Annotated in this window: 8 protein-coding genes; 6 read left to right on the top strand and 2 right to left on the bottom strand. The window is 43.3% G+C overall.

Annotated elements, in window-relative coordinates; genetic code table 11:
• The first annotated feature begins 74 nt into the window (after positions 1 to 74).
• The 4 genes from NST47_RS29445 to NST47_RS29430 all read left to right on the top strand — a co-directional run bounded on the left by NST47_RS29445 (position 75) and on the right by NST47_RS29430 (position 5,754).
• Positions 75 to 983 (top strand): ABC transporter permease, encoded by a 909-nt coding sequence (locus NST47_RS29445; protein ID WP_341158316.1) that lies wholly within the window; start codon positions 75 to 77, stop codon positions 981 to 983.
• On the top strand, positions 977 to 1,837 hold the full coding sequence (locus tag NST47_RS29440) for a carbohydrate ABC transporter permease (RefSeq protein WP_341158315.1): 861 nt from the start codon (positions 977 to 979) through the stop codon (positions 1,835 to 1,837). The genes NST47_RS29445 and NST47_RS29440 overlap by 7 nt, the downstream gene beginning before the upstream one ends.
• Before the next feature lie 70 nt (positions 1,838 to 1,907).
• Complete coding sequence (locus NST47_RS29435; RefSeq protein ID WP_341158314.1) at positions 1,908 to 3,407, top strand: extracellular solute-binding protein; 1,500 nt, start codon at positions 1,908 to 1,910, stop codon at positions 3,405 to 3,407.
• A 19-nt stretch (positions 3,408 to 3,426) separates the two neighbouring features.
• Positions 3,427 to 5,754, top strand: coding sequence for an FAD-dependent oxidoreductase (locus tag NST47_RS29430; RefSeq protein ID WP_341158313.1), 2,328 nt, complete (start codon positions 3,427 to 3,429; stop codon positions 5,752 to 5,754).
• An 865-nt stretch (positions 5,755 to 6,619) separates the two neighbouring features.
• Here NST47_RS29430 and NST47_RS29425 read toward each other — a convergent pair.
• Both NST47_RS29425 and NST47_RS29420 read right to left on the bottom strand, forming a co-directional pair.
• Positions 6,620 to 8,239, bottom strand: a complete 1,620-nt coding sequence (locus NST47_RS29425) for a response regulator transcription factor (RefSeq protein ID WP_341158312.1) — start codon at positions 8,237 to 8,239, stop codon at positions 6,620 to 6,622.
• 51 nt (positions 8,240 to 8,290) lie between these two features.
• Positions 8,291 to 10,093: a sensor histidine kinase gene (locus NST47_RS29420; RefSeq protein ID WP_341158311.1), complete on the bottom strand. Its 1,803-nt coding sequence runs from the start codon at positions 10,091 to 10,093 to the stop codon at positions 8,291 to 8,293.
• Between the two features lie 251 nt (positions 10,094 to 10,344).
• Here NST47_RS29420 and NST47_RS29415 point away from each other — a divergent pair, with 251 nt between their 5' ends.
• Together NST47_RS29415 and NST47_RS29410 are read left to right on the top strand one after the other, a co-directional pair.
• A complete protein-coding gene (locus tag NST47_RS29415; protein ID WP_341158310.1) occupies positions 10,345 to 11,331 on the top strand; it encodes an ABC transporter permease in 987 nt (328 codons plus the stop codon).
• 60 nt (positions 11,332 to 11,391) lie between these two features.
• Positions 11,392 to 12,267 (top strand): carbohydrate ABC transporter permease, encoded by an 876-nt coding sequence (locus tag NST47_RS29410; RefSeq protein WP_341158309.1) that lies wholly within the window; start codon positions 11,392 to 11,394, stop codon positions 12,265 to 12,267.
• Positions 12,268 to 12,337: the final 70 nt, after the last annotated feature.

The following is a 12,337-nucleotide window of genomic DNA, read 5'->3' as shown; positions in this document are numbered from 1 at the left end:
TACGCATATTTGCCAGATCACAATGCTGATACAATATACTCACAAGGAATGAACAACTACTAAGAGGTGAGAGAATGGAGTATCGGCTTAAAATTATATGGAAATTCAAAATGTTGTATTTGTTTTTAATTCCGGGAATTATCTATTATGTAATGCTTAGATATTTTCCCATGTACGGTGTTGTTATCGCTTTCAAGGATTTCAACATTCTGGATGGTATTGTGGGGAGCCGCTGGGCGAATCCCTGGTATAAACATTTCCTTTACTTTTACGAATCACCGTATTTTACCCAGCTTCTTTCAAATACCCTTCTGATCAGTGTTTACAAATTAATTTTTGGTACGATACCGCCAATTATCCTGGCCTTGCTCTTGAATGAATGTCGTATTCGTTGGTTTAAGTCCTTAGTGCAAACGCTTACCTATATGCCGTACTTCTTATCTTGGGTCATTATTTCCGGTATCCTGATCGCGTTATTATCACAAAATTCAGGTATCGTGAACTATTTTATGAAAGAGACAGGAGGGCATTCGATCTCTTTTCTTACGTCCACCGAATATTTCAGAAGTATTCTGATATTATCAGACATTTGGCAAAGCGTCGGTTACAACGCCATTATTTATTTGGCTGCGATTACGGGTATTGATTCAACGCTCTATGAAGCTGCGAGAGTGGATGGAGCCAGCCGTACCCGCATGATCTGGCATATTACCCTTCCAGGGATTCGGAATGTGATTGTCCTGTTAACCATCCTAAAGCTTGGTCATATTATGGACGCCGGATTCGAACAAATTTACATTTTGTATAACATTCAAGTATATCCTGTAGCAGATATCCTGGATACTTGGGTGTTCAGAGTCGGACTGCAGCAGATGAATTTCAGCCTGGCTTCTGCAGTGGGTCTATTCAAGTCCCTTATCGGCTTGGTTCTAGTCGTTCTCGCCAACAGGATAGCGAAGAGATGGGGGGAGAACGTATGGTAAGAGGAAAAGAAGATAAAATTTTCAATACTTTTGTTTATATAATGCTTGCTTTTTCAAGTGCTGTTGTTATTTTCCCGTTAATGTATGTTCTAGCTGTTTCCATTACACCAGTCGGAGAGGTGCTAAAGAACGGCGGATTCATCTTTATTCCGAAATCGGTCACCTTCGCCGCCTATGAGATGCTTTTGAGTGATACGGCGCTAGTTCGTTCCATTGGTACTACGATATTTATCACGATCGTAGGTACAGCGCTTAACCTTCTTCTCACATCACTAACCGCGTACCCGTTAAGCCGCACGCGACTGCCAGGGCGGAAAATATTTCTCTTTATGGTCGTATTTACACTTATTTTTAACGGAGGTATCATTCCGACTTATATAACCGTAAAGTCAATGGGATTATTGGATACTGTATGGGCTATGATCATCCCCAATGTCATCTGGAGCTTCAACGTTTTGGTTATGAAAAGTTTTTTTGAAAATTTACCTGAGGAATTGTTTGATTCTGCCAACATTGATGGTGCGGGTGAAGGCAGAGTACTATGGCAAATTGTTCTTCCTCTCAGTGCTCCGGTAATGATGACTGTTGGTTTGTTTTACATGGTTGGCCATTGGAATGAATTTTTCCAGGCAATCATGTATGTGACAGATCGAAATCTGTTTCCTTTGCAGGTTGTTGTACGTGACATCCTGATGCAAACCCAGCAACCATTGGCTTCGGTGGAAAATATTGTGCCTAGCCAGACGATGCAAATGGCTTCAGTGGTGTTGGCAAGCCTGCCTATTATATTAGTATACCCGTTTATTCAAAGGAAGTTCACCAAGGGATTGATGCTTGGAGCTGTGAAGGGTTGAAGGATCGTTCATCCGATCTCAACATATCAATCTATTGAAAGAGGGGATTATTTTGAAGAGAAATTCATTGATGGCAGGGATTATAATTGCTGCTTTGTCCGTAGTTAACTTCGGGTGCAGCAACGCCTCAACACTCTCACAGGATGTGAAATCTAACACGGGGGAGGGGAAAGAAAATAAAAAGACGATTACGGTCGATCTCATTCGACCGGGTAGTAACCTGCCGACTCCGGATAAGGATATCATTAAACAAGAGTTGGATAAGGCACTGGGGGCGGCTTATAACATGACGGTGTTTGCGTCGCCAGATGATTATAAGAATCAATTAAATGTTCGGTTGACGGCAGGCAACTATCCCGATTTGTTCTGGGTTGACCGACAAATGTTGAACCAGTACGTCAATCAAGGGTTGATTTTGGATTTGGATAAGTATAAGAATCAATTAAAGACAGCACTGGATTTTATCGGAGACAGCGCTAAAAACGGCATGATCGATGGGAAATTGTATGCGGTTTCCCATACCCAGCAGAAACCGATGCAAACCTTCTTCATTCGGAAGGACTGGCTGGATCAACTTGGTTTGAAGCCGCCCACTAATCTTGAAGAGCTCAAAGAAGTAACGAAGGCCTTTACAGAGAAAGATCCCGATGGCAATGGCAAGCAGGATACCTTCGGCTTAACCGGATCCAAGCTAGAAACCTTCCAGCCTATATTCGGGGCTTTCAATGTTGCAATGCCAGGTTCATTTGTCGTAAAAAACAAGCAAATAACCAATTCACTGTTTGATCCTGCGATGAAAGACGCATTGCGTTACATTCAGGGCCTAATTCAGGATAAAGTCATTGACCCTGAATTGTTGGGGAATGCTGGTATGCAGCATCAACAAAAGGCCATCATGGGGCAAACCGGAATTGTATATATTGATTGGGCCAATTTAACTAAGGAACAGTTCATGGAACAGATTAAAGCGGTAAATCCCAAAGCAGAATGGATACCTTTGGCCGCTCCGACCGGACCGGGTGGACAGTGGAACGGGACATGGGATATAGGAACTTCACCCTATATATTTGCCATACCGAAAGCATTGGAGAAAAGTCCGGAAAAATTGCAAAAAGTATTTGACTTGCTGAATTACGTCGCAGATCAAAAGACTGGTGGGCAACTGGTGCAATTCGGGGTTAAAGGAAAGCATTATAATCTGGAAGGCGACAATGTCGTGCCTACAGACTTAATGAGTAAAGAGGTCGGTTATTCCTGGCTATATCAATTTACCGGCCGGCCGGAGATTAAATATTTGTCAGCCAAATTTGCAAGTCAGACAAAGTATATCGATTTCTTTAATAAACAACCGCGGATCGAGGCGCTAAACGGATTTGTAACTTTACCAGAAGGCTACAATAAATCTGATGTGGATCGGTATATTGAAGAGGAATTTGCGAAGTTCATTTATGGAAAGAGAAGCATCCAGGAATACGATGATTTTGCAAACACCTTAAAAACAACGATGAAATATCAGGCATATATGGATAACGCACAGAAGCAATTAAAACAATTAGGGTATGGAAATTAATAACAGGAGGGTTCAGGAAATGAAACGAACGATTGAACATTATGACGTTGTGGTTATTGGGGCAGGTTTGGCGGGATTTTGCGCAGCTGTCGCTGCAGCGCGACATGGAGCAGCGACATGCTTGATCCATGACCGGCCTGTGTTCGGTGGTAACGGATCATCCGAAATCCGCGTCACAACGCACGGAGCGGCAGCTTTTCATGCCTATGCAAGAGAAAGCGGGATCGTCTCAGAGCTACTGATTGAAGAGCGGGCACTCAATCATGAATTTATCAATGAGAACGGTTGGACGAATAGTGTATGGGATATGGTCTTATACGATATGGCAGTGAGTACGCCCAACCTGACCTTTCATTTGAATACTACGGTTCATGAAACGAAGATGCTGAATCCACGCTCGATCGAAGCGGTCATTTGTCGCGTAGCCAATGCGGAGCTCGAAATCACCATTAACGGAGATACTTTCATCGATTGCACAGGAGACGGAGTTGTAGCGGATTTAGCAGGATGTGAATGGCGGATTGGTGAAGAGGCGAGCTCCGAATTCAATGAAATGTTTGCTCCTGAGCAAGCCAGCAAAAGCGTCATGGGAAGTTCTATCCATTTCAAAGCGATCGACATGGGCCGTCCTTCTCCGTATAAGGCTCCTGCCTGGGCATTCCAATACGAGGATGCAAGCTTTTTCTATAAGCAGGGTCGCCCGCTGTTTAATACCGGCTTGACAGATCGTTACCGTTCTGGATATTGGTGGATAGAAATTGGTGTGCCTTGGGATTCCATATATGAAAATGAAGAAATTTTACATCAGCTGACACGCCATACTCTTGGTGTATGGGATTGGATTAAAAATAAGGATCCACAGCTCAAAGATGCATTCGCTAATTATGCGTTGGATTGGATTGGTCAGGTTCCGGGGAAAAGAGAAAGTCGTCGGATTATGGGTCAATATTTGATGACGGAACGGGATCCTTTAAACAAGACCGTGTTCCCGGATGAGGTGGCATTTGGTGGATGGAATATCGACTTGCATACACCCGGCGGGCTTTTGGCACCAACAAGCGAACCCGGGGCAGTTGAAGGTTATGCGTTGGTCAGCGATTTTATGCGAAAAAGCATTTGTGGACCTTACGGCATTCCGTTACGCATGTTAATCTCCAAGGATGTGGACAACCTGATGATGGCCGGGCGAAATGTAAGCGTAACTCATGCAGCCTTGGGTACGGTACGGGTCATTGGAACGACTGCCCTAATGGGTCAGGCGGTTGGGACGGCAGCCGCTTTGGCCAAAAGCAAAGGGATTCTGGCAGCTGATGTTCCCGAAAAGGCCATTGCAGAGTTGCAACAACAATTGCTGCGAGATAATTGCTTTTTGCCCAATATAAATGCCGAAGACCCGTTGAATTTGGTACGTACAGCAAAGATAACAGCAAGCAGCGAAGCTAAGTTTTCGGGTGTAGCTCCAGAAACGATTGGCCATCATGAAGGCTTGAATGTTTGGTTGTCGCAGCTCCAATCTTCACATACGGATTTACTGCTGAAACGAAGGGGACAATGGATTGCCATTGCAACCGATACTTTGGAATGCTTGAAGGTGTGTTTAAGCAATAACACGAAGCAAATCGAATATGTAAAGGCTTATTTAATGCAAGTAGATAGTATTTGGGATTACCGGATCAATGCGTTGGAACTGGCAAGCGTTACGCTAGCAGTTCCGCCTGGAGAGAACCAATGGGTGGAGTGGAAAATAAATCTTCAAGTCTCATCCGGATTAAAGCCGGGCAGCTATGTTCGCTTGGATCTGGATGAGCAGCCAAATGTGGAATGGCTTCGTGCCGGAAAAATTGAGCCCGGCCATGTTTGCGGTTTTGATATGGGTGGAGGGAAAATGAGGCGTTATGACAACGGTATTACGATGAGCCTCCAGGTCGACCCACCACAGCCGTGTTATTCGGCGTCCAACATTAACAGCGGGTGCAGCCGTCCATATCGGTATACCAATTTATGGAGATCCGATTCGGATACGCATACACTGCCACAATGGCTGGAGCTAGAGTGGGAAGAGGAACACGAGATCTCACAGGTGGAGCTTACGTTTGCCGGAAGCCTGTTGCGGGAATACCACGCGTATGAGCCCTTCTATCGTGACCCCCAATGCGTAAAGGATTATACAATAAGCATTTGGGATAGCGGAGCATGGCGGGATGTCATGGTATGTGAAGGCAACTACCAGCAGAAACGCGTGCATGTGCTTGAACACCCATTTGCGGCGAAGAAATTAAGAATCAATGTTCAGGCAACCCATGGCGATCCGTCTGCTGCCATTTACGAAGTGCGCTGCTACAAGTGAAGAGCGGATAAGAAAAAAGTAGATAAATTAACAAAAAATACCTTCTTGAGAACTAGATAAGTGCGAGTTCAAAAAGTCAACAGATCTAAAAGGTAGCAAGAATCTGAGGAAGAAGGTGCGGATTGTAGGCAAAACCTACATGAGCATCGAACTGCGAGGGTGATGATTAAAGCCTAAGAGGTCGATGCCATTATAATTACATCCTGGGTCTTACGCATGAATAGTTCGTACAGGCATCTATGGCTGCGGGTAAGCCTGCTTTGCGAAAGCTACTTACTGCAACAGAGGAAGGATGCAAACGAATTATTGAAACCGAGTTAGCCCGTGGGAAACCATTGGTACAGGTTAGATACTTGTGCCGTTATTATGAACGATATCATGCGCTGAAGGAAATTATTCTTAACAGTAAGCTCGGAGAACCGCTAATGGTTCATCTTGGAGAGAATGAAAAGCGAACTACTTCGGATATGAGTAGTCAAAACGAGAGGGGTATCATGCTGTTTTGGGCATGCTACCCCATTTGTATTTTAATCGGTCATTGCCGATCTCCTCTATTACACATGCAACTGATTCTGTTTGTTTATGAACACAGTTTGGCGAACATATCACTTTTCGACGTATTGAAACAACTGATGCTCACTGCCTATAATGGTGAACAAGCGGGGGTTTCCAATAAACAGGAAAATCGGCTGTTGGTTATTTGCCATTGGAGATAGCCATATTGCTTTCATTTATGAGAATCATGGATATCCTACAGTAGGATGAATTCCAACATGTTGGATAATTGTACTCTTCGCATAACTGCACCCCACCTTCGGACCTCACGTGCAATAACCGGCTATGTGCCATGCAAGCAGCGATCACGTTAAGGCTTTATTTTATTTTTGAAGTCGCTTGGACTCATGCCGGTGTAGCGTTTGAATACTTTGGTGAAATAAGCAGGATCTGCGTATCCGACAGCCAAAGAGATATCGACAATTCGCTTATTGGTATCCAAGATAATCTCTTTGGCTTTTTCCACTCGCACCCTCATCAGGTATTCATTAATAGTAACCCCCGTTTCTTGTTTAAACAGCGTACTTAAATAATTAGGAGCCAGATAGGTTTCTTTTGCCAAATCTTCAATGGTCAGCTTCTTATCATACTTGTGCTGGATGATCTGTTTAAGCTGGGAGACTGTTTTATAATGCCTGTTGCTGGGACCGCTCAGAATCGCTGTATATAGCTGGGACAGGTAAGAATAAACCGCTTCTTTCATGTCTTCGAGGATGTCCAGGCTCGATATTTTCTGCCAAAAGGATTTCTCCCAGCGCTGAATCATCTCTGAATGGAGCAAGGTATAGGGAGCCGATGCATCCAAAATAATGCGCAGACCCATACGCCGGCAATCCTCTGGTGACAACTGCTTGTTGAGGCGAAGCCTCTGGAACAATTCTTCGATGGTTTGATACATTTGTTCCGATGCCAAGCCATCCTGCTTGATCGTGAACATTAATTTTTCAATCTCCGACTCACTTGGGATCACTGAGGATGCCTCTGTTATTGCAAGCTTTCCTGCGTAAATCGTACTGTTTTTTCCGTAATAGAGCTTCTGTCTTACTGCATTTACAATAATATGGTAATTTTCCCTAATTAAATCAATGCAGCCGAAGGTTTCACCCACTCCGATCGAAACACATAGCTGAGTAATCCCGTTAATGGTTTGCTTGAGCAGATCTATACGTTCAATAAAGGATTCAAGATGATTCGCATCCTGGTAATGCATCACACAAGTGTACTCGCCAAATCCACTTTCAAAATAATAATGGGAGACGGCGTAAGGCTTGATCAAGCGTTCGCATTCCTGCTTCATGCGGGTGGTAATGAGTTTTTGATCGCTGCCAGCCAGCAGGCCCAGTGTGTCCGCAGGGTTATCCACACTAATAATAAACATAAGGAACAATCCTTCAATAGGAAAATGTAATTCCAGTAAATCGAGCTGCTCCTGCCAGTCCACAAATTCGGAACCATCGTTTTTAACAAGCTCTTGCATCTGTTTGGTTTGTAGAAGGGATAAGCTCTTGCTTAGCTTCTGTTCCATCAACTGTTTACTTGTTTGTTTCTCCATAGTCTCGTCCAGCCGTTTCAATACTTCAATGAGAACGGTCTCTAAATCAGTATGCTTCAACGGCTTCAGAATATAGTCAACGGCCTTGACCTGCAAAGCATTTCGCAAATATTCCAATTCGTCAAAGCCACTAATAAAAACAATCTGAATTTCAGAGGAAAATTCCCTGATTTTGTGGCTAAGCTCTATACCATTCATACGCGGCATCTGGACATCCGTAAGCACAATATGGGGCTGTGTTCTCTGCAGTAGTTCTAGGGCTTCGATACCATCCCGGGAGGTTCCTACAACCTGAATGTTATATGTAGACCATTCAATGAGCTCGGCTAGCCCGCTCCGAAGCACGGGCTCATCATCAACAATTAACAGGCGATACATGGTGTGTGCAGCTCCTTTCAATCCGGTTCATACTCCTTGCTTTCGATTGGCTTATTCATTTCTTACTGCAAGATGGAGTGTGACTTTGGTTCCTTTATCCGCCTCCGATTCTATGTCAATTCCGTACGCTTCGCCGAAGAACAGGCAAATGCGTTCGTTTACATTATATAAGCCGTAATTCCCTCCCTTCCTTAATCCGCTCTTGATTTGCTCGACCTTCAGGGGTGCTATTCCAATCCCGCTATCGGTTACAGAAATGGACAATTTACCGTTTTCACTACTTATATGCAAGTAGATGGAGCCTGTCCTGTCGGCTCTTTGCCAGATACCGTGATAAAGCGCATTCTCTATAATGGGTTGAACAATAAGCTTCGGAATTTTACAGCTTGCTAAGGACTCGTCCATGTTGAGCTCATAGTGGAAGGCTTGGTCTGTCCGCAGCTGCTGAATGTCCAGATATACCTGAATAAGCTTCAACTCGTGGGACAAGGTTACGATTTCCTCGCCTTTATTAAGGCTTTTTCTGTAATATTCCGCCAATGCATCAATCAATCCACCAATCTGTTCTGTCTGGTTACGAAGGCTCATCCATTTAAGTGTATCTAGCGTGTTATACAAAAAATGAGGATTAATTTGTGCCTGCAGTACTTTTAATTGGGCTTCCTTCACACGCAGCTTGGCTTCATAGGATTCCTTCGTCAGATTTTGTATCGTATGGATCATTTGGTGAATCGAAATCTCTATTTTGCTAATTCCATTTCTCACTTGCGTGTGCTCACCCAAATATTCGCTGTTATGCAGCTTCATTGCCCGGTTGATATTGCGAATACGGGAGGTAATTTTCCCGGAAATAAACGCGTAGATGAAGGAAATGGACAGCAACAGGATAATGGCCACGAAAACAATAGAGGTAAAATTGGTTGCAATATGGTACAGGGAAATACTCTTTTGCAGCATATTCTCCGGTATGACATTGACAATATGCCAGCCCGTTATCGGAATTTCTTTATGAACTACTATCATGTTCGTTTCACCGATTTTTACAGTTGCCGAGCCTTCCGAAGCGGAGCTGATTTCGTTCCACCTGTCCATGTCCATTAATGGGCTACCAATTTGGCTTTTGTCCCCGGCAGAGATAATATTCCCTTGAGGGTCAACAATGTAAACCCTTCCATTTGTATGCTGGGTAATAGTGCTAATGACGCTGTACAAATTGCTTTCCAGCACATCAATAAATAAGACTCCGATGATATCGTCCATATTCGTTAAGGGATGGATGACACGCACAATCGAATATATATATTCGTTAGACGAGAAATCGAAGGGAGACCTTTCGAGATAGGTGCCTCTCCATAAGATTTGTTTATTCTGGAAGGTAGACTGCTGGTACCATTCCTCATGAGTTAATTGATCCAACTGGAAAAACCGCACCTTTTCGCGGGAGAAAATATAGCGGCTGTTCACAAAAATCCGGATGTTAAAAATATCGCTATTTTTTTTAATATTCAAATCGATTAAGTTGTTCAGGGAATAATAGTTTGCCAGCTGTTGTCCAATCGTGCTGGCGGATTCATTGGAATCATCATCGCTTAAATATTTGCGAAGCTCGGGCTGGGCAACGATATTGGACATTTCCCGAATTGAATTTAATTTATAAGAGATATTACTTTCCGACTGCGTTAATGTTTCCAATAAGAAAGCGTACAGTTCCTTATTCAATGCAGCAACCGTGCGCTGGTAGAAAAAAAAAGAAAGCATATAGAACGGAATTAAGATAAGTATCACATAGACTACAAATCGTCTTGCTTGAAACCGAAGGTCAGGAGATATTTTGATGAAATTCGGGGTATTCACAATCCAAGCCTCCATCGAATCGAATTATGTATAGTTTTATTATAGCACAGTAACATACACGACATATGAGTTGTAAGAAAGAATAGTAGGATACTACTCGGAATCAGAGTATCGCCTTATTTACACAAAAAAGATAAGACTATATCATTATATCTACAGTCCGTAATGAATTCCTGAGAGTCTCTGGGAGGGGAGAAACGATCTTCAATAAGTGGGTTTGGGAAAACGAGACCGAGATAGTTAACGAGAGGATGAAGTCGATGAGCGCAGGCAGCAGTGCTATAGCCAATGAAGGTCGCAAAGACAGGCCCCCGCGAGTAAAGTCAATAAGCAGCTATGTCATCAAAAATATGGATTTGTATGTCATGCTAGTTCCAGGCTTGTTATGGGTCATTATATTCAAATTTATTCCATTGTATGGATTAACCATTGCCTTCAAGAATTTTCAAATCTTCCTTGGCAATGGGGTAGTTGACGCAATAGTGAAAAGCGAGTGGGTCGGCTTTGCTAACTTTGAAAGCCTTTTCTCAAGCTCGGATTTTGTGAGGGCACTGCGAAACACACTGCTTATTAGCTTATACAAAATTATTTTTTTATTCCCGCTCCCTGTATTGTTGGCGTTATTGCTTAACGAGCTACGCTCCGTCATGTTCAAAAGAGGTATTCAAACTTTAATTTATTTACCTCATTTTTTGTCATGGATTGTCGTATTCGGCGTTTTTTATATATTTCTGGGCAATGAAGGCATGATTAATCAACTCCTCGGCTTTATCGGCTTGCCACCTGTTATGTTTTTTACGGATATTTCCGTTTTTCGCTCCGTTCTCATTATTTCCGATGGCTGGAAAGAGGTTGGCTGGGGGACCATTATTTATTTGGCGACGATCGCATCGGTCGATATGGAGCAATATGAAGCGGCGGAAATAGATGGCGCAGGAAGATTCTCGAAAATGTTCAAGATCACCTTGCCTGCAATGATCCCGATTATTTCTTTAATGCTTATTCTAAGGCTTGGCAGCATGCTGGAAGCCGGCTTCGGACAGGTTTTGGCCATGTACAACCCTACGGTTTACGAGGTGTCCGATATTATTCAGACCTTTGTTTATCGAATTGGTTTAGGCCAAATGAATTTCAGCCTGGCTACAGCCTTGGGGCTATTCGAGTCCGTAATCGGCTTTATCCTAGTTGTAAGTGGCAATTACTTATGTCGAAAATTAGTTGGAAGCAGTATATGGTAAGGGCATCCGGGAAATTTATTGGTATGGATTACTATAAGGCTACTGCGAGGAGGAAGCGGCATGTTAGGCAAAAAGTCTGTCTTGGAACGAATATTTCTGATTCTTAACCCCCTGTTTTTTCTCTTATTGGGTTTGGCTTGCATCGCTCCCTGGCTGCATTTAATTTCTAAATCCGTGAGTGATGAATCAGCGGTCATGGCGGGCAAAGTATTCCTATGGCCGGTTCATATTCAATGGGATGCGTATGAATTTGTTTTAATAAAATCTGGATTCCTGAACGCGTTATCGGTATCGCTTTTTGTGACGATAGTGGGAACCTTTCTGTGTCTTGTGCTGACAACCTTGACAGCGTATCCATTATCGAAGTCCCACCTTAAGGGAAGAAGGTTTTTTCTACTTATTTATGTATTTGCTATGTTGTTCTACGGGGGGGTTGTCCCCAACTATATGCTGGTTAAGGGGCTTGGATTAATCAATACGATTTGGTCGATGATTATTCCCTACCTGATTATCCCGTTTAATGTTTTTATTATGAAAACATTCCTTGAGAATATCCCTGAGCAATTGGAGGAATCAGCGAAAATCGACGGTGCCAGCAATCTGAGAATTTTATTCAGCCTGATCCTCCCGATATCGCTGCCTTCGTTGGCGACTGTGGGACTGTTCTACGCGGTAGCCTACTGGAATGATTACCTACACCCGCTCTTCTATATCAGCAATACCAATTTAAAACCACTCCAATTGTTCCTGTACGAGATGATTAAAGGTATTGAGAATCTGATCAGGGAGGGTGATCCGGAAGGGGCTATGAACATCACGACAGCGACTATTGAATCGGCAACCGTCGTACTTACCGCGCTTCCCATCATTGTTTTGTATCCATTTTTGCAAAAGTATTTTGTAAAGGGCTTGACCATCGGCTCTGTTAAAGGCTAATAGCCGGACCACAATTATGCGGCAGACTTGGCAATGAGGCGCTGTAAGGGAAGGGGTGATGCTTATGTGA

This window comes from Paenibacillus sp. FSL H8-0034 (assembly GCF_038000305.1).
In the GTDB taxonomy this organism is placed as follows: domain Bacteria; phylum Bacillota; class Bacilli; order Paenibacillales; family NBRC-103111; genus Paenibacillus_S.
The sequence above is the reverse complement of the archived record's forward strand: the minus strand, read 5'-3'. Positions and strand labels throughout refer to the sequence as shown.